Annotated in this window: 26 protein-coding genes; all 26 read right to left on the bottom strand. The window is 42.4% G+C overall.

Annotated features, from left to right (window positions below; all coding sequences use genetic code 11):
• Positions 1-25: 25 nt before the first annotated feature.
• Complete coding sequence (gene rsfS, locus RIL182_RS09685; protein ID WP_006856091.1) at positions 26-373, bottom strand: ribosome silencing factor; 348 nt, start codon at positions 371-373, stop codon at positions 26-28.
• 87 nt (positions 374-460) lie between these two features.
• Entirely contained in the window at positions 461-1,039 is a 579-nt protein-coding gene (gene yqeK / locus RIL182_RS09680) for a bis(5'-nucleosyl)-tetraphosphatase (symmetrical) YqeK (RefSeq protein WP_044998667.1), read from the bottom strand.
• 81 nt (positions 1,040-1,120) lie between these two features.
• Complete coding sequence (gene nadD, locus RIL182_RS09675; RefSeq protein WP_006856089.1) at positions 1,121-1,765, bottom strand: nicotinate-nucleotide adenylyltransferase; 645 nt, start codon at positions 1,763-1,765, stop codon at positions 1,121-1,123.
• Position 1,766: 1 nt separating this feature from the next.
• Positions 1,767-2,063, bottom strand: a complete 297-nt coding sequence (gene yhbY, locus RIL182_RS09670) for a ribosome assembly RNA-binding protein YhbY (protein WP_022112969.1) — start codon at positions 2,061-2,063, stop codon at positions 1,767-1,769.
• Positions 2,064-2,120: 57 nt separating this feature from the next.
• Positions 2,121-3,404, bottom strand: a complete 1,284-nt coding sequence (obgE, locus tag RIL182_RS09665) for a GTPase ObgE (RefSeq protein ID WP_006856087.1) — start codon at positions 3,402-3,404, stop codon at positions 2,121-2,123.
• Positions 3,405-3,579: 175 nt separating this feature from the next.
• A complete protein-coding gene (rpmA, locus tag RIL182_RS09660; RefSeq protein WP_006856086.1) occupies positions 3,580-3,864 on the bottom strand; it encodes a 50S ribosomal protein L27 in 285 nt (94 codons plus the stop codon).
• A 3-nt stretch (positions 3,865-3,867) separates the two neighbouring features.
• A complete protein-coding gene (locus RIL182_RS09655) occupies positions 3,868-4,197 on the bottom strand; it encodes a ribosomal-processing cysteine protease Prp (protein WP_006856085.1) in 330 nt (109 codons plus the stop codon).
• An 18-nt stretch (positions 4,198-4,215) separates the two neighbouring features.
• Complete coding sequence (gene rplU / locus RIL182_RS09650) at positions 4,216-4,521, bottom strand: 50S ribosomal protein L21 (protein WP_006856084.1); 306 nt, start codon at positions 4,519-4,521, stop codon at positions 4,216-4,218.
• 160 nt (positions 4,522-4,681) lie between these two features.
• A complete protein-coding gene (locus RIL182_RS09645) occupies positions 4,682-5,515 on the bottom strand; it encodes an undecaprenyl-diphosphate phosphatase (RefSeq protein ID WP_006856083.1) in 834 nt (277 codons plus the stop codon).
• 67 nt (positions 5,516-5,582) lie between these two features.
• The gene (locus tag RIL182_RS09640; RefSeq protein ID WP_006856082.1) at positions 5,583-6,839 is read right to left on the bottom strand and encodes a ribonuclease E/G; all 1,257 of its coding nucleotides are present in this window, start codon (positions 6,837-6,839) and stop codon (positions 5,583-5,585) included.
• A 1-nt stretch (position 6,840) separates the two neighbouring features.
• Positions 6,841-7,566, bottom strand: coding sequence for a TIGR03936 family radical SAM-associated protein (locus RIL182_RS09635; protein ID WP_006856081.1), 726 nt, complete (start codon positions 7,564-7,566; stop codon positions 6,841-6,843).
• A gap of 70 nt (positions 7,567-7,636) precedes the next feature.
• Positions 7,637-9,499 carry a TIGR03960 family B12-binding radical SAM protein gene (locus RIL182_RS09630; RefSeq protein ID WP_006856080.1) on the bottom strand — a complete coding sequence of 621 codons (1,863 nt, stop codon included), beginning with the start codon at positions 9,497-9,499 and terminating at the stop codon, positions 7,637-7,639.
• Positions 9,500-9,581: 82 nt separating this feature from the next.
• Entirely contained in the window at positions 9,582-9,881 is a 300-nt protein-coding gene (locus RIL182_RS09625; RefSeq protein WP_022112964.1) for a hypothetical protein, read from the bottom strand.
• A gap of 196 nt (positions 9,882-10,077) precedes the next feature.
• Positions 10,078-11,169, bottom strand: coding sequence for an acyltransferase (locus RIL182_RS09620; protein ID WP_006856078.1), 1,092 nt, complete (start codon positions 11,167-11,169; stop codon positions 10,078-10,080).
• Between the two features lie 28 nt (positions 11,170-11,197).
• On the bottom strand, positions 11,198-11,992 hold the full coding sequence (locus tag RIL182_RS21660) for an ATP-binding protein (protein ID WP_242655489.1): 795 nt from the start codon (positions 11,990-11,992) through the stop codon (positions 11,198-11,200).
• Between the two features lie 189 nt (positions 11,993-12,181).
• Positions 12,182-12,514, bottom strand: a complete 333-nt coding sequence (locus RIL182_RS21655) for an AlbA family DNA-binding domain-containing protein (RefSeq protein ID WP_006856076.1) — start codon at positions 12,512-12,514, stop codon at positions 12,182-12,184.
• Positions 12,515-12,606: 92 nt separating this feature from the next.
• Entirely contained in the window at positions 12,607-13,890 is a 1,284-nt protein-coding gene (hisIE, locus tag RIL182_RS09605) for a bifunctional phosphoribosyl-AMP cyclohydrolase/phosphoribosyl-ATP diphosphatase HisIE (RefSeq protein ID WP_006856075.1), read from the bottom strand.
• A 101-nt stretch (positions 13,891-13,991) separates the two neighbouring features.
• Positions 13,992-14,579: an imidazoleglycerol-phosphate dehydratase HisB gene (hisB, locus tag RIL182_RS09600; RefSeq protein ID WP_015520729.1), complete on the bottom strand. Its 588-nt coding sequence runs from the start codon at positions 14,577-14,579 to the stop codon at positions 13,992-13,994.
• Between the two features lie 16 nt (positions 14,580-14,595).
• Positions 14,596-15,888 (bottom strand): histidinol dehydrogenase, encoded by a 1,293-nt coding sequence (gene hisD / locus RIL182_RS09595; protein ID WP_006856073.1) that lies wholly within the window; start codon positions 15,886-15,888, stop codon positions 14,596-14,598.
• A 73-nt stretch (positions 15,889-15,961) separates the two neighbouring features.
• A complete protein-coding gene (hisG, locus tag RIL182_RS09590) occupies positions 15,962-16,606 on the bottom strand; it encodes an ATP phosphoribosyltransferase (RefSeq protein WP_015520727.1) in 645 nt (214 codons plus the stop codon).
• A 13-nt stretch (positions 16,607-16,619) separates the two neighbouring features.
• Positions 16,620-17,804, bottom strand: coding sequence for an ATP phosphoribosyltransferase regulatory subunit (hisZ, locus tag RIL182_RS09585; protein WP_006856071.1), 1,185 nt, complete (start codon positions 17,802-17,804; stop codon positions 16,620-16,622).
• 136 nt (positions 17,805-17,940) lie between these two features.
• Positions 17,941-18,474 (bottom strand): Holliday junction resolvase RecU, encoded by a 534-nt coding sequence (locus RIL182_RS09580; RefSeq protein ID WP_006856070.1) that lies wholly within the window; start codon positions 18,472-18,474, stop codon positions 17,941-17,943.
• A gap of 92 nt (positions 18,475-18,566) precedes the next feature.
• Positions 18,567-19,556: an RluA family pseudouridine synthase gene (locus tag RIL182_RS09575; RefSeq protein ID WP_006856069.1), complete on the bottom strand. Its 990-nt coding sequence runs from the start codon at positions 19,554-19,556 to the stop codon at positions 18,567-18,569.
• A 12-nt stretch (positions 19,557-19,568) separates the two neighbouring features.
• Positions 19,569-21,593 carry a YgiQ family radical SAM protein gene (locus tag RIL182_RS09570; protein ID WP_044998665.1) on the bottom strand — a complete coding sequence of 675 codons (2,025 nt, stop codon included), beginning with the start codon at positions 21,591-21,593 and terminating at the stop codon, positions 19,569-19,571.
• A gap of 85 nt (positions 21,594-21,678) precedes the next feature.
• On the bottom strand, positions 21,679-22,386 hold the full coding sequence (locus tag RIL182_RS09565; protein WP_022112958.1) for a pseudouridine synthase: 708 nt from the start codon (positions 22,384-22,386) through the stop codon (positions 21,679-21,681).
• A 105-nt stretch (positions 22,387-22,491) separates the two neighbouring features.
• Entirely contained in the window at positions 22,492-23,334 is an 843-nt protein-coding gene (locus RIL182_RS09560; protein ID WP_006856066.1) for a M23 family metallopeptidase, read from the bottom strand.
• Positions 23,335-23,350: the final 16 nt, after the last annotated feature.

The raw sequence follows: 23,350 nt of genomic DNA, 5'->3' as shown, positions 1-23,350 counted from the left end.
TATTTACAAAACATATCACTATTTTTTACAGTTCATCCACACTGATCTCTTTCCCATCTTTCCAGATACGCTCAAGATCATAAAAAAGTCTGTCCTCTTTCGAGAAAATATGGATAATGATATCATTATAGTCCATCAGAATCCATGTAGAAGACTGATTGCCTTCCACCTGCCGTACTTTAAGATCTGCCTTATATAAAGCTTCATCTACCGCATCACGCATTGCCTGAATCTGATTCTGGTTCATTCCATCTGCAATGATAAAAAAATCTGCGATCGGTGAAATTTCACGGATATCAATTACTTTCACATCCTCTGCCTTCTTGTCTTCCAGTGCCTTCACTGCTATTTTACAATATTCTGCTGAAGTCATAAATCTACACTCTCCTATTATTTTTGTTTATTTTCCCGGCAATGGCTTCATACACCACACCAGAAAGGCATGTTTAAACTTGAAACATCAATCATGTTTTTTCCTGTATTGACGGTAAAAATCATAGGTCATCTTTGTTGTTGCATCGATACTTCCACCACGGCTGGATAGATAAGCCAGCGTATCATGCAGGATTTCCGCCATACAGACATCCAGATCTTCAAAAGCGATCTTCCTTATATAGGGAAGGTTTTCTGCCTTATCCCGCCCAGGCTCAATATAATCCGCAATATAAATGATTTTGTCTAAGAGGCTCATATCCGGTTCACCGGTCGTATGCACTTTGATTGCATGTAAAATCTGTGGATCCGATACTTCATATACCGTTTCCGCCAAAAATGCCCCTAATTTTGCATGCAGCAGATACGGGCTTTTATATTCTACCGGATTGATCAGAATGTGTTTTTTTTCACACATTTCTATTTTCTGATCATTTGGGATACACTTTGCACAGTCATGAAGTAATCCTGCAAGCATTGCCTTTTCCATGGAATACTCATGTGCCATGGCAAGACAGCCCGCAGTGTACATAACACCTTTCGTGTGCTCATAACGACCCTTATCCAGTTCTTTTTTTAACTTTTTTCGAATTTCATTTAATTCCATGATAATCTCCATTTCAGACCAGCTTATTGCGAAGAGACGCTGCCGTCAGATTTGCGCAGACATAATTGCATGTCTTATCATCTAATCCTCCCCATACAAATGATGTTCCTGAATATATGCCAGTACTTTAGGCGGAATCAGCGAAATATCTGTTTTTCCGCGTCTTAAAGCCGCACGGATCTCACTGGATGAAATATCTGTTTTTCCACCCTCGATTGGATAGATTTCAGCAGGAAATAGCTGTTTTAAGGCAGAAATCTTTTTCTCAACCTCCGACAAATCCATATCATCACGTACTGCGGCCAAAATAACTGCCTTCTCACAGATAATTTCAGGATGATACCATTTTTCTAAATAATCAAGGGAGTCAGCCCCCATAATAAAGAAAAAATCAGTATCCGGACAAGCCTCTTTTAATTTTGTGAGTGTCAGATAAGTATAACTTGTCCCCTCTGCATCGATTTCCATTCGTGAAAGTTTAAAATATGGAATATCATAGATAGCCAGAGCTGTCATTTCCGCCCGGATATCTGCCGCTGTCATTTTTTTCTCGTCTTTATTGGGAGAATGTCCGGCGGGAATAAACCATACTTCATCCAATGCAAATTCTTCATACGCACTCTGCGCAATATTTAAATGTCCCTTATGAATCGGATCAAAAGAACCGCCTAAAATGCCTACCCTCTTTAAATGCTTTTGTCCGATCCTGCACTCTGCATCTTCCATATCAGCCCGGCAGTTCGTACTTGGTATTTTTCTTCGCCTGACGGAATAAAACGATCTTCTTTCCAATTACCTTCACAACCTCAGAACGTGTCCGCTCTGCAGTCACTGCAGCAATCTCTCTCGGATCATCAATACAGTTTTTTAATACAGCCACCTTGATCAGCTCTCTCTTTTCTAATGCTTCGTCTAACGCTGTAATGATCTCCGGTGTAAGGCTTGCTTTTCCAATATGAAAGATCGGATCCATCGTGCTTGCACATCCGCCAAGGTATGCACGCTGTTTACTTGTTAATGCCATAACATTCCTCATTTCCGCACCGTTTCCCAGTGCCATTAATATCACATCAGTTTCTTATTATTTATAATAATCAAATTCAAATCCATACATACGCACAGTATCGCCATCTTCGATTCCCTGGGCTTCTAATTCTTTTAATATACCCTGTTCCTTCATAAACTTCTGGAAGAATAAAAATCCTTTTTCAGAATCGATATTGGTATAACCAAGCATTTTTTCGATCTTTGGTCCCTCAATCTCAAATGCTCCATCTGCCGCCTGTGAAATCGTATAAGGCTCATCCTTAAAGAATCGCAGTGCCGGATCAAATTCAGGCTCATAGATCACCGGCTCGCTGTCGCAGTGATCGAGCAGCTCCTGAACATGATACAGCAACTCTTTTAATCCCTTTCCGCTGACTGCAGAAATCGGGAATACACGGATTCCGTCTTTTTCGAACTCCCGTCTTAAAGACTGGACGATCTCATTCTCATCACCGTACACCGCATCCATCTTGTTTGCTGCAATCACCTGCGGCTTTTCTAAAAGTTTCGGATCATATGCCTCTAATTCCTTCATGATAGCACGGATATCTGCGATTGGATCACGTCCTTCGGTTCCGGCTGCATCGACCACATGGATCATGACTTTTGTACGCTCAATATGACGCAAAAACTCAAGTCCGAGTCCGACACCTTCAGATGCCCCCTCAATGAGTCCCGGAATGTCGGCAATGACAAATCCCTTCGCACCATCTAAGTCTACGACACCAAGGTTTGGCTGTAAGGTTGTAAAATGGTAATTGGCGATCTTTGGCTGTGCATTGGTTACCCTTGACAATAACGTTGACTTTCCAACATTCGGAAAACCGACCAGACCGACGTCCGCGATCACCTTTAATTCCAATTTTACTTCCAGTTCAATGGCATCTCCACCCGGCTGTGCATATTTCGGCGCCTGCATGGTAGATGTTGCAAAATGCTGGTTTCCAAGACCGCCGCGGCCGCCTTTTAAGATCACCTGTCTGCGGTTGTCACCGGACATATCAGCAATTACTTTTCCGGACTCTGCATCTTTGATCACAGTTCCTGCCGGAACTTTTAAGATCAGATCCTCGCCGTTCTTTCCATGACAGTTGCGTTTTCCGCCTTCTTCTCCAGGCTGTGCGGCAAACTTTCTTCTGTGACGATAGTCGGTAAGTGTATTTAAACCGTCATCGACCACGAATACGATATCACCGCCGCGGCCGCCGTCTCCGCCATCCGGACCGCCGTCCGGCACATATTTTTCCCTGCGGAAACTGACATGACCATCCCCGCCTTTTCCTGATTTTATAATAATTGTTGCTCTGTCTGCAAACATATTTTTCTACCTCAAATTTAACAAAAACACGTACATAAAGCAGGGTTCAACCTGACTTTGAATACATGTGAATTACCTGTCACATTCTTAATACAAATAGAACCCGGCTATCACATCCATCTGCGATGGATGTGCCATCTGTGATGGGTGTTCATAGTCGGGTCCACAGTACATCTTATTCAGCTACTGGATAAACGGAAGCCTGTTTCTTATCTCTTCCTTTTCTTTCGAATCTTAAGATACCATCTGTTAAAGCAAATAATGTATCATCTCCACCGATACCTACATTAACGCCCGGATGAATCTTTGTTCCACGCTGTCTGTATAAAATGTTTCCAGCTTTTACAAACTGTCCGTCTGCTCTTTTTGCTCCTAATCTTTTAGATTCGGAATCACGACCGTTCTTTGTAGAACCAACTCCCTTTTTATGAGCAAAAAACTGAAGGTTCATATTTAACATGTCTTACACCTCCCTGAATTTTAGAATGATATAATCATTTCCATAAGTGTTTTGTATTCCCTGCAAACCTAAAACCAATGACTTCATAAGTAGATCGGCATCATGTCCTGCCGGGGAAGAAAACGATAAGCTTATCTTTCCTGTCTCCTCATCCGAATCAGTGAAAAAGGCATCTTTCGTATATAAGCCGAGACTGTTTACCGTATTGATGACCAATGCGGAAATCCCTGCACATACAATATCTTCGCCTTCCTCTGCATATCCGGCATGTCCAAGACATTCAAAGCCTAAAAACTCGTTGTCACGGTTTCTGAAAATCGTTATCTTTGTCATAACAACTTTCCCTGTCGATTACGCGTTGATCTTTTCAATCTTAACCTGTGTAAACGCCTGTCTGTGACCGTTTTTCTTGTGATAGCCAGTCTTTCTCTTGTACTTGTAAACGATAACTTTTTTACCTCTGCCCTCTTTTACGACAGAAGCCTCTACAGAAGCGTTTGCTACATCAGAACCAACTTTGATACCGTTGTCAGATACAGCTAAAACCTGATCAAAAGTTACTTTCTCACCAGCTTCTTTTCCGAGCTTTTCAATGGTAATGATATCGCCTTCGGATACTTTGTACTGTTTACCACCTGTTGCTATAATTGCGTACATATGGCACCTCCTATTATCATTACTCGCCAGTTATGGTGCCTTCTATCTGTGATTGATACAGTATAGACGGACTTTCAGACCTCACTGTGCGGCATACTTCGTTACTTTAGCATATATTTTTTGTTACGTCAACCATTTTTTACAAATTTATAAAATATTTTTATCTGAAAGCAAAATAAACCAGCACCAGCGCTCCAAGCACGATACGGTACCATCCAAATACCTTAAAGTCATGTTTCCGGATATAGGACATCAAAAAGTGGATGACAACAATGGAGACAAGAAACGCAACCACTGTTCCAACTCCCAGGATCACAAACTCTGCCCCGGTAAATGCAAATCCAAATTTCAAGAGTTTTAAGAGGCTCATGCCGAGCATAACCGGAACTGCAAGGTAGAACGTGAACTCCGCAACAGCTACACGGGAGACACCTATGATCAGTCCACCTATGATCGTTGCACCGGAACGTGAAGTTCCAGGAATGATGGAAAGAACCTGAAACAATCCGATCATAAATGCAGTCTGGTAGGAAATATCCGCAAGTGTTTTGATCTTTGGCTCTCTTGTCTTATTCCAGTTTTCAATCAGAATAAAGGCAACACCATAAAAGATCAGAGCGATCGCAATCACAACCGGTGTGTGAAGATGTGCTTCGATATAATCGTCAAATAATATTGTGACAGCCGCTCCCGGAATACATGCTACCACTACTTTAAACCATAAAGAAAAAATATCTTTTCTTATCACAGGCTTCGCCTTATCCTTAAACTGGAACGGAAACATCCGGTTCCAGTAGAGGACTACAACCGCAAGGATCGCACCAAGCTGAATGATAATAAAAAACATTTCCTTAAAGGAATCACTTGCGTTTAGCTGTAAAAATTCGTCCACTAAAAGCATGTGTCCGGTGCTGCTGATCGGGAGCCATTCCGTGATTCCCTCCACGATTCCAAGAAAAATTACTTTTAAAATCTCAATAAAACTTAAATTCATTTTTATTCTCTCTATACTTTCTTAATTTTGATGATACTCAAATGTCCGTAAAATGTTCCAGATTGTGTCAGGACAAACTCTCCCGCAGTGATTTTTTGATTTTCTTCCGCGTGACCTCAACAAGACCGAGTTTTGTCATCTCAACGATCTGCGTTGGTACCGGATCTTTTTTCAGTGCCGCTCCAAAAACATTTAAAAGTTCACTCTCTGCCGACTTTGCTTCCAGATTGATAAAATCAACAATGACAATCCCTGAAATATTGCGCAGCCTTAACTGTCTTGCAATTTCTTCTGCAGCTTCGATATTTACTTTAAGGAAGTTTTCCTGCATTTCCTTTTTGGCAATGTTTTTTCCGGTATTTACATCAATTACCGTCAGAGCTTCCGTCGGCTGGATAATAAGGTATGCACCTGACTTTAACCATACTCTCTCCCTCAATGCATCGTGAAGCTGTGATGTGATCCCGCTAAGTGCAGATAATGAAACCATTTCATCTTCATAATAGCGGATTTTAAGACCATGTCCGGTGAGTATTTCATCTACCCTGGATCTCACACTGCCCCCGGTTACAAGCTGTTTTGCACCGACACCATACATGTTACAGATTGTCTCAAAGATTTCTCTGTCATCCGTCACCACTTCCCCCAGTTCTGTTTCATAAAGTCCGTTTAACATCTTCTGCCACGGCTGTTCCTCTTTATGTACCAGAGAATAGCGGATCAAATATTTTGCGCCTGAGATGATTTTTTGAACTTCTGCCTCAAGCTGTGCCAATTCCAAAAGCAGTTCCTCTTTTGATGCCTGCGCAGCATTGGTACGGACGACCACACCATATGGAATCTGTTCTTTGCCTGAAAGAAAATCTTCTACGATCTTTAACAGTTTTTCTCTTTTCTCTTTTGGCAGCTTGGAAGATGCACCGATTTTTCGTTTTCCAGTCGTAAGGATCACATATTTTCCGGTAAACGTAAGGTTCGTACTTACGGAAGGATCCTTCGTCTTTAATGCTTCTTTTACCACCTGAACTAAAAGTTCATCCCCTGCACAAATTGCTTTTTTTTCTGATTGTTTTTTGGTAAAAATAGGATTTTTCAGTTCCTGCAGCGGCAGGTAACAGTTCTGTCCCGGTGCGATGCAGACAAAGGCAGCATTCAGATTTTTTACAACATTTTCTACCCTGCCTATATAAATATTTCCAAGCACAGATGTCCCGGTCATGGATTCCGTGGTCACTTCGATCAGTTTTTGTCTGGCATCACAGAGTGCCGCAATGCGGTATTCTTTTTTTTCGATTTCTGTTGTTGTAATAATAAAACGGTTCATATTACCCGATCACTTCCCCCATTTTCCCAAGGGAAATAAATCCATCTCCTGCCGGATCCATGGCATAGACATCCCTGCGGTGAATCTGGATCGTATTCTGGTCATAAGTATATCCCATTGCCTGAAACATTGCTTCTAGTACAAGTTCCGGCTTTAGGTTATCCGTACTTCCTGTGGATACTTTTAAATAAAATACCGGTCTGCCGTCTCTTTCTGACACATCAAATGCATATACAAGCTGCTTTAAATCCATGACTTTTTCGCTTTTTTTCGTCTGTTTTGTGATCAGAAATTCTTCTTTTTCCGTAAAATACTGACGGATGCCATCTGCAAAAGTTCTAACGTCTGCAGCCGGTTCATACCCTTCTTTAAAGAAAAGGTCATAGTCCGCCGCTGCAACCATGGACATTGCTGTTTTTGCATTGTCCGGCAGCTTTACATACTCTGTGACTTCCACACCTTCCACCATGGTATCATTCAGTGCCTTAATAGACGCTTCGCTTGATCTGGTAGAATTTACTTCAATATCAAGATACTCTCCATCACTGGTGATTCCGACACCAAGCGGTGCCGCAAAAGACATGATCTGGTGCGGGGAAAAGCCTTCCGAGTAGCAGATATCAATTTCTGCCCTGCGCATTGCCTTCTGAAAATAACGCATAATATCCAGATGTCCGATAAAACGCATCACACCGTATTTACGGAATTTAATCCTTATCTTTATCATAATGTCAACCTTACATTAACCCTTTCTTCTTTCACATTAAGTATCTCATGTAAAACGTTAAATATCTTTTTTAACGCTCTGCCATACATACCCCTGTTTTAAACTGGGCGGCACCACATCCGGAGCAGCGCATCCTGCAGTTTGGAGTCACATTCTCTTCCATGGCATTTTGCCATTCGCGTTTTAAGAATTCTTTCGTCACGCCGGTATCAATGAAATCCCATGGAAATACTTCATCAAGTGAGCGCTCTCTTTTGGTGTAAAAATCCATATCCACGCCACATTCCGCAAATGCATCCAACCATCTCTGGTAATCAAAATATTCGGACCACGCATCAAATATGCCGCCACGCTCATAAACCGTGCGGATCACATTTCCGACCTTGCGGTCACCGCGTGCTAATACACCCTCTAACACCGTCACATCAGCTTCATGCCAGTTGTATTTGATGCTTTTACGGTTTAACTGCTCTTTTACCGTGTCATTGACAACTTTCGCACGCGCAATATAGTCCTCCGGGTCATGCATGGATGCCCACTGGAACGGTGTAAAAGGCTTTGGCACAAAAAACGATGTTGAAATTGTGATCTGGCATTTCCCATTCCGCTGATCTTTTGGAATCTCATAATAACGTACCGCAATATCGTTTGCCAGTTCCGGGATCGCCTTCATATCCTCTTCTGTCTCGGTCGGAAGCCCTAACATAAAGTAAAGCTTTACCTTATTCCAGCCACCTTCAAATGCCATTCCGGCACCTTCTAAGATAACCTCTTTTGTAAGACCTTTATTGATAACATCCCTGAGACGCTGGGAACCAGCCTCCGGTGCAAAGGTCAGACTGCTTTTCTTGATATCCTGCACTTTTCCCATAACATCTAAGGAAAATGCATCGATACGCAGAGATGGAAGAGAAATATTGACACCTTTTCCCTTAAATTCCTCAATTAAAAATGTCACAAGTTCCTGTAACTGTGAGTAATCGGAAGAACTTAAAGAGCTTAAAGAGATCTCTTCATGTCCGGTTGACTTTAACATCTGGTACGCAAGTTTTTTTAAACGTTCCACATCTTTTTCACGTGTCGGACGGTAGACCATACCCGCCTGGCAGAAACGGCAGCCACGGATACAGCCTCGCTGGATCTCAAGAACCACGCGGTCCTGTGTCGCCTTGATAAATGGTACAATCGGTTTTTCCGGATAAACTGCCTGCGTCATATCTGTAACAATCTGTTTTGTGACCGTGCGTGGCACATCCTCATACACCGGTTCAAATCCGGCGATCGTTCCATCCTCTTTATAGCTTACTTCATATAAAGATGGTACATAAATACCAGGAATCTTTGCGGCCTCATGTAAAAAATCCTTGCGCGAAGCTCCTTCCTGCTTCATTTTTTTGTACAGATCCAGCAGTGCATCATAGGAAATTTCGCCTTCTCCCATATAAAACAGATCAAAAAATTCCGCAATCGGTTCCGGGTTATAGGTACATGGACCTCCGCCAATTAAGATCGGATCATTTTCCGTCCTGTCTGCTGCCTCGATTGGAATCTGGCTTAGATCTAAGATCTGTAAGATATTGGTATAACACATCTCGTACTGTATCGTAATTCCCAAGAAATCCGCATCCTTTACCGGCTGTTGCGACTCTAAAGAAAATAACGGGATATTCTCTTCTTTTAAAATTGCATGCAGATCCGGCCATGGGGAATAGACGCGCTCACACCAGACGTCCTCTCTTTTATTTAACATATCGTATAAAATCTGAATACCAAGATGTGACATTCCAATCTCATAAACATCCGGGAAACACATCACAAATCGGATATCAACCGTATCTTTCTCTTTTACCACGCTGTTTAACTCGTTACCGATATAGCGCGCCGGTTTATCAATCTTCATCAGTATCTCATCGGATAAAGCTAATTTTGTCATTTAAAAAAATCCTTTCCATTTCTTCTTTCGCGCTCAAATTTCGCCGTTCGTCAATCATACATGTATGTTGACTCACTTGCGCTCAATGTATCATAACATAATTTTTCAGATTTGTATAATAATGATTATCACAGATCATTTCTGTGATCGTCTGCGTGCTGTAACCACACAAATCCGTATGGGTATACATGCAGCCTAAAAAAGCTGCAAATATACATACAGATAAAAAAATGCGCAGTTTCAGTGCTGCCGCAAGCCCCATTTCCGGTGCAGAATCATCCACCTCTCTGGTCTCTCTCTTCTGCATCCCGTTTTCCTCATAAAAAGAATTGCGGATATTCTGCACATATTCCCTGCGCCGTTCGACTGTCTGTCTGTCCATAGAACACTCCATTTCTGTGCCAGTCCATCTGCATAAAATTATATGACTGATTTCATACAGCAGTTCTGTGTCCCGGCACTGGTTTACCATAAAAATATTATGTATACCAGTGACCGTTTTTAAGTAAACATCGTTTTTTTATTCTGATTTTTGATATCATTTTATGAATCTATGGACAAATTCATACCTTGTATTTTTATTTCTGTCTCTGCTTTTTTGTAAAAGGTTTCTGGAGCCATTTCAGCAGCGTATTGTCAAGGATCATTGCACCGATTGCTGAGATAAAAAGAGTCAGTACCATCATCACAATACAGCCGCCGACAATGCCACCGCCGAGCACATTGACATGCAGTTTCTGTTTGACCACAAAATGAAGTACGCCCCAGTGGATCAGCAGAATAGAATAACTGTACCGGCTGATCCACTGCACAAAGAAACTGCTTTTTGTTTTTTGGGACGCAAGGCGCTTTACCAACAAAAAGATAGCTGCCGTAAAACACATCATTGTGGGCGAATTCTGATAAATATAATTGACATAATCATTTCCGTTCCAGATCCACATACAGGTTTCAATAAATGATAGAAATCCTGTAAACATGAAAAAATTTTCTACCTTTCTGCTGCATTTTTCAGAAAGAAAATATCCAAGTAAAAAAGTGCCCGCATAAGAATCCACCACAATGCCAAACACAGAGTTGATTCCGTAAAGTGGTAGATAGGTGTCCAATGCACAAATTGCAAATACGACCCCTATCACACCCGACAATACGGTATCGGGAATATTATGTACAATATACCGCATAAACGGCGTCAGTACATACAGCCAGATGATCACATAGACCAGCCAGAAATGAGGTGCCTCCATTGGAGCCCCCGTTAAAATACGCCTCAACATCAGAATCCAGTGGTCCGGTCTCAGCCAGACAAGCCCTTCCTTTGCCACGATATACAGAATGTAATAGACAACCAGCGGAATTGCAACTTTTGTGAAACGTTTCCGGAAAAAATTGCCGATCGATTCATTTTTTACCGGGAGCAATAATGCTCCGCTTAACATGACAAAAAGCAGGTTGCAGGACAAAAATATAAAATTAAAGATGGTAAGCACCCGGAATGGGATGCTTCCGTATTCTGTCATCGTGGCAGCCAGTGAGACTGTATGCACCCCGATCACAAATACGGTCGCTATGACGCGCAGATCATCGATGTAGACCTGCCTGCCGCCTTTTGACAGATTACCAGTCATAAGTTGTTTTATTTTTTCAAACATGGAGTCTCCAATTTTCATTTTCAGGATTTTATCTGATATACCCAAATTATTTTTTCATATAAACTTTATCTTTCGTTTTGCCTTTGCTGATCAGAACTTCTACTTTTTCAGCTTTTGACAACAGCCGGCTTGCGGTCTTTTTCTCTACATCCAGTAATTCAGCCGCTTTTGCACTGTTAATGGTATCATGAACAGTCAGATATTGTAATATTACCTGTATTCTGGCAATTTCTAATTCGGACATTGATTCGGACATTGATTCGGACATAATCTCATTTTTATCAAATCCATCGCGGATATGAATAATTGTATTCAAATATGTTCTGTCATCATCCATATCAAATTCCGGTCCAGGAGAACCATTTTTCTTAAGTTCACGTAATATTTTGGGAATACCTGTGCCTTTTTTCTCTGACAAATCAATTTCTTTAAATAATTCTCCAATCCGTCTGTTCCTGTATTTTCTGCCTTTGATCCTGCCTTCGGCAAATCGCTCAAGATTAATCCATTTTGCCAATCCCGGATAATTGAGTATCTGGATACTGTCGACGTAAATCCGGATTTCAACAGGTTCCTGTTCACGATATGATTTATGAAAAAATCGTTCTGATTCCGCCTGCCCCTGAAGTTTTACAACTTTTTCTTCAATAACATTTGTGTTAATGTAATCTAATGCATCCTGAACCTGTTTCCAGATAGGACCTGTAAAGGTTTTTTCAATAAAATCATCGGATGCCTCTGCTTCTTTTGTATTAAACCGGATTAACTCAATGTATGATCCTGGGATAAATTTTTCCGGATGTTCTGCAAACATTAAAACCCCGATATTTCTAATATCCAATTCTGTATCTGTCTCATCGGCGACTTCTTCGGCAAGGAGTAATTCTTCGAGCGTACTGTTATTGATTTCTTCGATCAGGCTGCTATTGCTTTTCTTAATAAAATCTTCCAGATATCCCCGTCTGATATTATCAATTTCCAGATAAACAGTTTTAGGCGCCTGATATGGACCACTGTCACCAGCAGAACATCAAAGATAAATCAAAAAAATTCCGGAATTCTGATAATCAATGATTTCCATTCTCGGAATATATCTTGGAACGATCTGATTGCAATACTGAAAAATTTCCTGTTGGATGGAATCCAGATCCTCTTTTGGTACCCCTTCTAAAGGAAATACCGGCATCCCATTTTCTTCTTTTACACCGATCACAATATATCCACCGTTTGTATTGTCATAATCATTTGCAAAAGCACAAATAGAATGAATGATATCATTTGGGTTCCATCCTGTTTTATATTCTACCCGATCATGTTCAACCACGCGGCCTTTTAACAGTGTTTCTATTTTTAATGGTATCATTGTAATCTCTCTTTCATAAATATTTGTTATTCATGACGAACCTGCAAAAGGACATTTACAAGTAATTTCTGCCTGTAAATGTCCTTCGTATATTACCTCTGTGAAAGCTCCTGTGTGATCTCCTCCCACGTAACTCCCTTTTCCGCCATCAGCACCATCATATGATACATGAAATCGGATATCTCATATTTGATATCTTCCGGATCCGGATTTTTGGCTGCGATGATGATTTCTGATGCCTCTTCTCCGATCTTCTTTAAGATCTTATCGAGTCCTTTGTCAAACAGATAGTTCGTGTATGACCCCTCTTTCGGGTTTGCCTTGCGGTCTAAAATAATCGCATAGACATCCTCTAATACTTTCAGCGGATTTTTCTCCATATACTCCTTTTTGACGATCTCATTAAAGAAACAGGAGACATTTCCGGTGTGACAGGCTGCACCGATCTGTGATACTTTCGCTAAGATCGTATCATAATCACAGTCTGCGGTCAGTGACTTTACATACTGGATATGTCCGGATGTCATACCTTTGATCCATAACTCCTGGCGGCTTCTGCTGTAATAGGTCATCTTTCCGATATTGATCGTCGTTTCAAAAGCCTCTTCGTTCATGTAGGCAAGCATCAAAACCTCATCCGTGCGGTAATCCTGCACAATAACCGGAACCATGCCATCCGAATTTTTCTTTAAATCTGCCCATTTTAATGCCGGTTCGAAATTATCCATCTTGATCCCGCCTGCAGAGAGCTGTGCTTTCATTTCCATGATATCTGTCTCAGGATCATTGATAAAAGATCCGGCAATTCCGCGTACATTTTCGCGTTTTAAGGTCTCAATAATTTTCTCGTAATCGCATTCCTCAAAATATACGACATACGGAACGTCTGTAATATTTTCGATTGCCGTCAAAACGCTGGTGTTTAAAACCAGAAGTTCGTGAAAATGCTCCTGCATCTCCTCCTGATGTTTGAATACAAAATCAACATTTGCCACGGAAACAAGGATGCGCTCTTTTCCAAAACGGTCGCTCGCCTCTCTTGCAATATCCATGCTGTTTGATTTTGCACCGTTTACAATAACCTGCAGGCATCCGGCATAAATAAACTTCTTGACATCCTCAAAGCGGCTGATGTTTCCACCTGCGCAGACTTTGATCTCGACATTGCGGTTGATATTTTTGATGGTATGAATATTCTTCTCGTGTTCTTCGTCATCGTCTGAGAGATCAAAAATGATGATTTTATCGATACCGCTGTCATTATAAAGACGTGCCAGACTGATCACGTCCCAGCCCATTGGTTCAAAATTATCCATGCCTTTTACTGCCTGTCCATTTTTTAAGTAAATGGTGGCAACAATATTTTTGTGTTCCATATTTAAAAACTCTCCATTCCTGCATTTTCTTAACAAGCCATACACGTTTTTCTTTTGTGATATATACCTAAGACAGATTTCTGCAGGAATCGCAAGTTTTCCTACAGGCTGCCTTTTGTGGACAACACATCCGTGATACGCGGATCATAGCCGGTTGCTTCATCTAACGCCCTCGCAAATGCCTTGAACATTGCTTCGATCATATGATGGTTATTGCCGCCGGACAATACACGGATATGCAGATTCATACCCGCTGCATAAGAAACGGCATAGAAAAATTCTTTAACCATCTCCGTGTCCATATACCCTACCCGCTCCACAGTAAATTCACCATCAAAAACAAGATAAGGTCTGCCGGAGAGATCCACGGCGCAGAGCACCAGTGTCTCATCCATCGGCAAAATACAGCTTCCAAAACGCTTGATGCCCTTTTTATTTTTTAACGCTTTGCGGATCGCATTACCAAGCACGATTCCGGTGTCTTCGATCGTGTGATGGCAGTCCACGGCAAGATCACCTTCCACTTTGACATCCAGATCAAAAAAACCATGTCTGGCAAATCCTTCTAACATATGATCAAAAAAGCCGATCCCAGTGTCAATCTCCGCTTTACCAGTTCCGTCTATATTCAGATTAATCTTAATATCCGTTTCTTTTGTTTTTCGTATGTACTCCGCCGTTCTTTCCATTTTACCACATTCCTCTCTAGTCTTCAAATCGTACACGGATTGAATTTGCATGCGCCGTTAACTGTTCACATTCTGCAAACTGTACGATATCTTTATAAATCGGCTCTAATGCCTCTCTTGAATAAGAGATAATGCTTGACTTTTTGATAAAATCATCCACGCTAAGCGGTGAGAAAAATTTTGCAGTTCCGTTCGTCGGCAGCACATGGTTTGGACCGGCGAAATAATCACCCAATGGTTCACTGGAATATTCCCCGACAAAAATTGCTCCCGCGTTGCGGATCTTTGTCATCGTCTCAAATGGATTATTTGTGACAAGTTCAAGATGTTCGGATGCAATCTCGTTCACTGTCGCGATCGCCTCGTCCATACTTTCTGCCACTAAGATATAACCATAATTATCCAAAGACTTCTGAATGATTTCTTTTCTGGATAACTGTGCCACAAAACCTTCCACTTCTTTTGATACCTGCTCTGCTAAATCCCTGCTCGTTGTAACAAGGATCGCAGATGCCATCTCGTCATGTTCTGCCTGCGAGAGAAGGTCTGCTGCAACAAAACGCGGGTTTGCAGTTTCATCTGCTAACACCATGATCTCACTAGGGCCTGCAATGGAGTCAATGCTTACAAAACCAAATACGGCTTTCTTTGCCAGGGCAACATAGATATTACCAGGACCTACAATTTTGTCTACCTTTGGAACGCTTTCCGTACCAAATGCCAGCGCTGCGATCGCCTGTGCACCGCCGACTTTATAGATTGCATCCACACCTGCCTCTTTTGCCGCAACTAAGGTCGCCGGATTGACTTTTCCGTCTTTTCCGGGAGGTGTTGTCATAACGATAGTTTTTACACCCGCAACCTTTGCCGGAACGATGTTCATAAGCACGGAGGACGGATAAACTGCCTTTCCGCCCGGTACATAAACGCCGACTTTTTCCAAGGCAGTCACTTTCTGTCCTAAAATAATGCCGGACTCCTCGGAATCAAACCAGGAATACTGGCGCTGTTTTTCATGATATTTGCGGATATTTACCAGCGCCTTGCGGATCACCGTAAGCAGTTTTTCATCCACTTTTTCGTAGGCCTCTTTAATCTCATCCTCCGTCACAAGGATATTCTCTGCGTTGATGTCAGCTCCATCAAAACGCTTTGTGTAATCAAAGATCGCTGCATCGCGGTTTGCCCTTACATTTTCTATGATCTCATTTACTCTGCCTTCAAATTCACCATAGGAATTCGGGCTTCTTTTTAAAAGATTTTCCAGTATATTTGTTCTTGCCTCTTCTGTCAGTTCTATAATTCGCATACTTCTCCTCCATTTCAAAACATCTGTTCCGTCTGTATTCAAAACATTGCTGTGGCAAACGGTTTTTGTTATCTTATATGACGGTCTTTAAATCGGAAATCAGTTTTGTAATGCGCTCATTTTCCATCTTCATGCTCACCTGATTGACTACCATGCGGGCAGAAAGCGGACAAACTTCCTCTAACACCGACAAACCGTTCTCACGCAGGGTGGAGCCGGTTTCTACGATATCGCAGATAACTTCAGATAAGCCAACGATCGGCGCCAACTCGATTGATCCGTTCAGCTTGATGATCTCCACAGTCTGATGTTTCTTATTATAGAAATAATCTTTTGCAATCCGCGGATACTTGGTTGCAACGCGGATCAGTTCATGATGGTTTAACAGCTCTTTTGCATTTTCCGGTCCACAGATGCACATGCGGCATTTTCCAAATCCAAGATCAAGTACCTCGTAAATATTTCTGCCTTCCTCTAAGATCGTATCTTTTCCAACGATACCAATATCTGCTGCACCATATTCAACATATGTCGGCACATCCGGTCCCTTCGCAAGGAAAAAACGGAGTTTTAATTCTTCATTTACAAAGATCAGTTTTCTGGTGTCTTTGTCCTTCATCTCCTCGCAGGTTATGCCGATCTGTTCAAACATCTCTAAAGTTTTCTTCGCCAGTCTTCCCTTCCCAAGGGCAAAGGTTAAATATCTCATCTCTTCCATCGTATCCGTCTCCTTACATAAATGTCACATTCACAAAGTGATTCTGCTTTGCATAGGTGCGATAATCTTCTTCGGTCTTTGAGATATCTCTTGCCATCAGCTCCACATTTCTGCCGTCAGTACGCAGCTCCATCGCCTTTTTGATCGCCTCACTGCGCATTTTCGAATCATAAATAATAAGTTCGTTCTGATATTGTACCGGAATTTCGATCTTCTGTCTGGAAAGTGCTGCCATCAGCTGGTCAATAACGATCGCAAAACCGATGGATGCTGACTCCTTTCCAAAGTAAGTCAGAAGTTCATCATAACGGCCGCCCTTTACGATCGGCTCACCGCTTCCAAACGTGTATCCCGCAAAAATGATGCCGGTATAGTACTGATAATTGCTGACAATTCCAAGCTCCACGGAGACATATTTATCAATGCCATAGATCTTTAAAACCTGATGTAACTCCTCAAGGCGCTCGATCGCGGCTAAGATACGCGGATATTCAGATGCATATTTCTTTGCCGTCTGCAATTCGTCAGATCCGGTATACAGATTGCCGAGCATTCCAAACAGAGCCTTTAAGTTATCGTTTAAGCTCAGCGTCTCAGCAAACTCCGTTACACCAAAATAATTTTTGTTGGAAATAAGGTCATGAAGTTCTTCTTCCTGTTCTTCCTTTAACCCTGCCGCATCTGTCAAACCGCGGAAAAATTCTGCATGACCGACGGAAAGCTGAAACTCTTTTAATCCTGCTTTTTTCAGGCAGTCGATCACCATGGCAATGATCTCCGCGTCTGCATCTACCGTGGAATCGCCTAAAAGCTCTGCGCCAAGCTGTGTGCTCTCTTTTAATCTTCCCTGATAGCTGCTGTTGTTTAAAAATGTATTTCCCATATAGCAGAGACGGATCGGCATCTTCTCCTCACCAAAATACATTGCGGCACATCGCGCAATGGAAGGTGTAATATCCGGTCGAAGTACCAACGTATTTCCCTCCCGGTCAAAAAACTTATACAGATCCTTCGAAGGTGTGGTTCCGATCTCTCTGCCAAAGGTATCAAAAAATTCAAATGTTGGTGTCTGGATTGGGTGATAACCGTACTGTTTCTGTACTTTTAATAATTCATCCTGCAAAATCAGCTTTTTCTCGCATTCGTCATTGTAAATATCCCTGACACCTTCAGGTGTATGTAATAACTGTCTTTTCATCAAATCTCCATTCCGGGACGTTATGTGATAAGTGATTTTTCTGCCGTCCCTGCACACATTTTTCTCTTGCACTTTAGTGTGCTACCTTGCTACCACATAAAACTGCTGTTTATTATATTGGAAAACAAAGGGAATGTCAATCCCTTGCCAGCAAATCTTTTTGCAGCGTATCCAAGTAAGGAACCAGTACCGCTTTTCCTTTCGGAAGGAAATAATCGGATTCTAATTCCTCATAACGGAAACTTTTTCTTCCACCTTCTTTTGCGCGGTTCCAAAATTCCAACAGCTTTGCAAGGCGCAGATAATAAAATTCGTTCCTTGCGGTAAAACTGATCAGAAAAAAAGAAATTCCCCCCTGCTTTTCAAAGTTTTCCATGAATGTTACCTGATGTTCATGGATATTCTGAAGCGGAAAGGTGTCTGTCGCACATTCCTTTGCGTCAAAACACACCGGGATTCCCTGGACGGCGCCAATATAGTCGACGGTACTTTTCTGTTCAAAATATGCCAGCGTAATATGCCTTGTTGCCTTGTCTATATTGATGGGTGTGATCGGCGTTGGAACTTTCTGAATCAGCGCAAGGCCATTTGTCAGATAAGTTTCATTGGTGCGGTTGATGAACTCCTCTAAGGTTGAACCCCTGAGTCCTCTTGAGTTCCAGGTTGCCATGATGGTACTCCTTTATAAAAATAAATTATTCCAAATTTTTTCGAACACTATAGTCTGAAAACATGCACATGACAGAATGTACATTCATCGGTTTATAAATTTTCGATCACATTCCATGCCCGCTCAAATTCAGCACCACATGGAGCCGTAATCTCCCTGCCGTCCTCAAATACAAAGCGGCTTGCATGAAGAAGCTGTGACGTTATCCTTGCATTTTTCTTAAAATATACATTAACTCCAGAATCTCCATATTTATAGTCTCCTATGATCGGATGTCCGATAGACGCAAGATGCGCACGGATCTGATGGGATCGCCCGGTCATCAGATGAACTTCAAACTCCGTGTAACCGCCCATACAGCGAATCGGTTTATATTCCGTCTCGATCGGGAGCCATTCTCCCTCAGAAGGTTTTGTCCTGCGGATCAAAACCTGATTGGACGATTCATCTTTCTGCAGATAACCTTTCAGATAAGAAGCTTCTTTTACCGTCCCCTTTACGATACATCGGTAATATTTCTGAACCGAACGTTCCTTTAAGGCTTTTGCCATCTCCTGAAGTCCCTTTAAGGTCTTTCCGGCAGCTAACAGACCGGATGTATTGCGGTCAAGCCGGTTGCAGATCGATGGGCGGAAGGTACGGAAAGAACTTTCCGTCAGTTCCCCTTTCGCGATCAGATATGCAAGAATATATTCGTTTGCGGAAATATCTTCCGGTTTTGCCTTCTGGGAAAGCATGCCGGTCGGCTTATTGATAAAAATCACATCTTTATCTTCATAAACAACCGGAAGTTTCCGTTTTCCTGATGTAAACTCCCTCGAAAGTACTTTAAGTGCCTCGAATTCAGAATCCGGTGTGCCGCTTCCACTGAACTTCTCAAAGGTTTCATCGGAAAAAAACAGTTTTATATCGTCGCCCTGATTCAACTTTTCGGTTCCGTCTGCCTTTTTTCCATTTAAAGTAATATTCTTTTTTCGGAGCATTTTGTATATAAAGCTGCCCGGCGCATTGCCAAGCAGCTTTTTTAAATATTTATCAAAGCGTTGTCCCGCTTCGTTTTCATTGATTTTAAATTCACGCATAAAATTTTCTTTCTATTTCTTTTTATGGATGTTGCGGATCGTCTTTTTTTTCTTGGCGCCAGTATTCTGCTGGTTATTTCCAGACGCTGTAATCTTTTTACGGCTGCCGGATGTGACCGTCCGTCTGTCATTTTTCACGCTGTTTTTGCTGTGGAAATTGTCCCTGTCATTTTTTGAACTGCTTCTGTGGGAATTGTTTCCTCTGTCATTTTTCGCGCCATTTCGATCAAAAGAATGTTCTCTTCTCGGACGGATCAGGCAGTGTTTGTCAAATCCGATCAGGTCTGTTCTGCCAGCCTTTGTGAGTGCTTCCACCACCAGATCATAATTTTTCGGGTTCCGGTACTGGATCAGCGCCCTCTGCATCGCTTTTTCATGTGGATTGACAGCGACATAAACCGGTTCCATCGTGCGTGGATCCAATCCGGTATAATACATACAGGTTGAGATCGTAGAAGGTGTCGGATAAAAATCCTGTACCTGCTCCGGCATATAGCCGAGGTCACGCAAAAATTCAGCCAGTTCTACAGCTTCCTTTAAAGTAGAACCCGGATGAGAGGACATCAGGTATGGCACTAAGTACTGTTTTTTGCCAAGCTTTTCATTCATGTCCTTATATGCCTTCACGAACTTTTTATATACTTCCACGCTCGGTTTCCCCATCTTCTCCAATACCGCATTGGAGATATGTTCCGGTGCAACTTTCAGCTGACCGCTGACATGGTGCTCGCAAAGTTCACGTAAAAACGTGCGGTCTTTATCGTAAATCAGGTAGTCAAACCGGATACCGGAACGGATAAAAACTTTTTTCACATTCGGGAGCTGTCTTAATTTCCGGAGCAGCGACAGATAATCTTTGTGGTCTACTTTCAAATTTTTACAAGGCTGCGGGAACAGACACTGTTTATGCGGACAGACACCTTTGGTAAGCTGCTTGTCACACGCCGGCGCACGGAAGTTTGCAGTCGGACCTCCGACATCGTGGATATATCCCTTAAAATCCGGTTCCCAGACGATCTGGTTTGCCTCGGCTAAAATCGATTCATGGCTTCTGGTCTGGATGATACGCCCCTGATGGAAGGTCAGTGCACAGAAACTGCAGCCGCCGTAGCAGCCCCGGTTGCTGACTAAGGAAAATTTGACCTCCTCGATCGCCGGAACACCGCCTGTCTCCTCATAAGATGGATGGTAAGTTCTCATGTAAGGAAGCGAATATACCTGATCCATCTCACTCTGTGTCAGAGGTTTTGATGGCGGATTCTGTACCACAAACATTTTCCCGTCATACGTTTCAAACAAACGTTTTGCTACGAACGGATCCGTATTGCTGTACTGCACATAAAAGCTTTTTGCATATTCTTTTTTATCCGCAAGCAGTGCTTCATAATGCGGCAATTCGATTGCATCGTAAATATCCTCACGTTTTCTGGTCTTGTAAACCGTTCCGTCAATAAATGTGATGTCTTTGATATCTAACCCGCTATCCAGAGCATCTGCGATCTCTATGATACTGTGTTCGCCCATACCATAGGAAATGATGTCTGCACCGGAGTCTAACAGGATGGAACGTTTTAATTTATTCGACCAGTAATCGTAATGCGCAAGCCTTCTTAAACTTGCCTCGATCCCGCCGATGATGATCGGTTTGTGCTTATATGTCTGCCGGATCAAGTTGCAATAGACAACCGTCGCATAATCGGGGCGTTTTCCCATCACGCCTCCCGGTGTGAACGCATCGCTCTGGCGTCTCTTTTTAGAAACAGAATAATGGTTTACCATGGAATCCATATTTCCTGCAGAGACAAGAAAGCCGAGCCGCGGTTCTCCTAAAATATTAATAGACTCTTTGTCATGCCAGTCCGGCTGTGCAATGATACCGACTTTATAGCCATGTGCTTCTAATAAACGCGATATGATGGCATGTCCAAACGATGGATGATCGACATAAGCGTCACCGCACACATAAACAAAATCAAGCTGGTCTATGCCAGCCTCTCTCATATCTTCTTTGCTGATTGGTAAAAAACCATTTTTCATGTTGATCCTCATTTCTGTATATTGCACAGAGACAGCACAGATATCTAAGCCGCATCTGCATGTTTTCTTTTTTTCTGTCTGCCTGTCAGTGTCGGCGCAGTTCCTGTAATTCTTCTTCGGTCAGTGGACGGTATTCCCCGGGAGCAAGTTCATCCGGCAACACCAGTGATCCCATCTCCACACGTTTTAGATAAGTAACCTTCTTTCCCACTGCCTCAAACATCCGCTTTACCTGATGGAACCTGCCTTCTGTAATTGTTAACCTGATTTCCGAATTGTCACCCGAATGCAAAACCTCTAAAAGTGCCGGTTTTGCAGGCTTTTCTTCTCCTATGTCAACCCCATTTTCAAAAAGGTTAACATCTTCTTCCGTGACACGACCGTCGATTTTTGCATAGTAAACCTTCGAAACATGCTTCGCCGGGCTGAGCAGATCGTGTGCTAATGCCCCATCATTTGTGATGAGCAGCAGTCCTTCTGTATCAATGTCAAGTCTCCCCACAGGGAAGAGGTCATGGCGCGCCGTGTCAGTCAGATAGTCCATGACTGTCCGGTGCAGATTGTCCTCCGTTGCAGTCACACATCCCGCCGGTTTGTGAAACAGATAATATTCATACTCTGTATATGTTAACGGATTCCCCCGAAAACAGACCGTATCATTTTTTTCATCCACTCTCTGTTCCGGTTTCTTTACAACTTCCCCGTTGACCGTGACAAGCCCTGATCGGATATATTTTTTTACTTCGCTTCTGCTTCCTGTGCCGAGTTCGGTCAGTAATTTATCCAGCCGCATGGCTCTCTCCATTCTCTAAAATCTTACTATATCAATAGCCATTATTTACTATATCTGTATAATATTCAAATTATGCTGCAAATGATGTTGTCGAAAAATGGCGGCTCACCTAAGTGCGCCTCCTTGTCTTTCCCATAAATAAGAAAGCATCGGATAGGAATTTACCGAAAACTCTGTTCCATCTTTATCATTCAGATAGATTCCCATATGAAGATGGACTGCAAAATTCCCGGTCGTGCCCTCCACATCGCTGTAACCGGTGTCACCCATAAAGCCGAGAAATGTGCCCGCCGATACTGTTTCACCGATCTGAAAGTCTTTTGCATACTCCGCCAGATGGGCATAATAAAAATATGCACCGGACGGACTCCGGATTCCGATCCGGTAGCCGCCAAGACGGAGCCAGCCTATATTTTCCACAACGCCGTCGGTCATACTGTAGACCGGATATATGCCCCGCACATTTTCCGATGCCATGATATCGGTTCCCTCATGTCCGCGGTCGCCGCCAAAAGTCCGGCTCTGCATCCAGCTATTTTCAAATACAACGTTATCTTCCGGTTTTCCTGCGATCTTTCCCACCGGAAAACACAAAAGGTCACTCCAGACGCTTTTGACATATCCGTTTATCTCTGTAAATTCATTGCCACGATATTTTTTTGCATCTGCGACCTGTTTCTTCAACAGCTTAGGATCTGTCATCTGGCAGTCCGATGCAAAATACATCGTCAAAAGCTCACAAAACCCTTCCATATCGGATCCGGCATTGTTAAAAAAGGTATTGACCTGATCTTTTGTCAGATTATGGTTCCGCAGATTGCGAAATGCCGTTTCATAAGAAAAACAGTTTCTCCTGTGTGCACTCTCTAAAAGTTCTTCTGTCAAAAGTACCTGAAACACTGCCATCATACATAAAAACACAAGCAGCCACAATCTGACTTTTTTCATAAGACCAGTCCGTACT

The organism is Roseburia intestinalis L1-82 (assembly GCF_900537995.1).
GTDB lineage: Bacteria > Bacillota > Clostridia > Lachnospirales > Lachnospiraceae > Roseburia > Roseburia intestinalis.
Note: the sequence above shows the minus strand (reverse complement) of the source record. Positions and strands in the feature narration are given on the sequence as shown.

Bases quoted from the DNA above. Each gene is read 5' to 3' on its own strand.
- RIL182_RS09640 (WP_006856082.1), bottom strand. From the start codon at position 6,839: ATGAACCGTTTTATTATTACAACAACAGAAATCGAAAAAAAAGAATAC.
- RIL182_RS09565 (WP_022112958.1), bottom strand. From the start codon at position 22,386: ATGCGGCTGGATAAATTACTGACCGAACTCGGCACAGGAAGCAGAAGC.
- RIL182_RS09570 (WP_044998665.1), bottom strand. From the start codon at position 21,593: ATGAAAAATGGTTTTTTACCAATCAGCAAAGAAGATATGAGAGAGGCT.
- hisB (WP_015520729.1), bottom strand. From the start codon at position 14,579: ATGGAAAGAACGGCGGAGTACATACGAAAAACAAAAGAAACGGATATT.
- rpmA (WP_006856086.1), bottom strand. From the start codon at position 3,864: ATGTTAAATATGAACCTTCAGTTTTTTGCTCATAAAAAGGGAGTTGGT.
- RIL182_RS09625 (WP_022112964.1), bottom strand. From the start codon at position 9,881: ATGGACAGACAGACAGTCGAACGGCGCAGGGAATATGTGCAGAATATC.
- yhbY (WP_022112969.1), bottom strand. From the start codon at position 2,063: ATGGCATTAACAAGTAAACAGCGTGCATACCTTGGCGGATGTGCAAGC.
- RIL182_RS09630 (WP_006856080.1), bottom strand. From the start codon at position 9,499: ATGACAAAATTAGCTTTATCCGATGAGATACTGATGAAGATTGATAAA.
- RIL182_RS09575 (WP_006856069.1), bottom strand. From the start codon at position 19,556: ATGCGTGAATTTAAAATCAATGAAAACGAAGCGGGACAACGCTTTGAT.
- RIL182_RS09635 (WP_006856081.1), bottom strand. From the start codon at position 7,566: ATGATAAAGATAAGGATTAAATTCCGTAAATACGGTGTGATGCGTTTT.
- RIL182_RS09645 (WP_006856083.1), bottom strand. From the start codon at position 5,515: ATGAATTTAAGTTTTATTGAGATTTTAAAAGTAATTTTTCTTGGAATC.
- RIL182_RS09620 (WP_006856078.1), bottom strand. From the start codon at position 11,169: ATGAAAATTGGAGACTCCATGTTTGAAAAAATAAAACAACTTATGACT.
- hisG (WP_015520727.1), bottom strand. From the start codon at position 16,606: ATGGAAGAGATGAGATATTTAACCTTTGCCCTTGGGAAGGGAAGACTG.
- RIL182_RS21655 (WP_006856076.1), bottom strand. From the start codon at position 12,514: ATGATACCATTAAAAATAGAAACACTGTTAAAAGGCCGCGTGGTTGAA.
- hisD (WP_006856073.1), bottom strand. From the start codon at position 15,888: ATGCGAATTATAGAACTGACAGAAGAGGCAAGAACAAATATACTGGAA.
- nadD (WP_006856089.1), bottom strand. From the start codon at position 1,765: ATGGAAGATGCAGAGTGCAGGATCGGACAAAAGCATTTAAAGAGGGTA.
- obgE (WP_006856087.1), bottom strand. From the start codon at position 3,404: ATGTTTGCAGACAGAGCAACAATTATTATAAAATCAGGAAAAGGCGGG.
- hisIE (WP_006856075.1), bottom strand. From the start codon at position 13,890: ATGGAACACAAAAATATTGTTGCCACCATTTACTTAAAAAATGGACAG.
- hisZ (WP_006856071.1), bottom strand. From the start codon at position 17,804: ATGAAAAGACAGTTATTACATACACCTGAAGGTGTCAGGGATATTTAC.
- rsfS (WP_006856091.1), bottom strand. From the start codon at position 373: ATGACTTCAGCAGAATATTGTAAAATAGCAGTGAAGGCACTGGAAGAC.
- yqeK (WP_044998667.1), bottom strand. From the start codon at position 1,039: ATGGAATTAAATGAAATTCGAAAAAAGTTAAAAAAAGAACTGGATAAG.
- RIL182_RS09655 (WP_006856085.1), bottom strand. From the start codon at position 4,197: ATGACAAAGATAACGATTTTCAGAAACCGTGACAACGAGTTTTTAGGC.
- rplU (WP_006856084.1), bottom strand. From the start codon at position 4,521: ATGTACGCAATTATAGCAACAGGTGGTAAACAGTACAAAGTATCCGAA.
- RIL182_RS09560 (WP_006856066.1), bottom strand. From the start codon at position 23,334: ATGAAAAAAGTCAGATTGTGGCTGCTTGTGTTTTTATGTATGATGGCA.
- RIL182_RS09580 (WP_006856070.1), bottom strand. From the start codon at position 18,474: ATGGCAACCTGGAACTCAAGAGGACTCAGGGGTTCAACCTTAGAGGAG.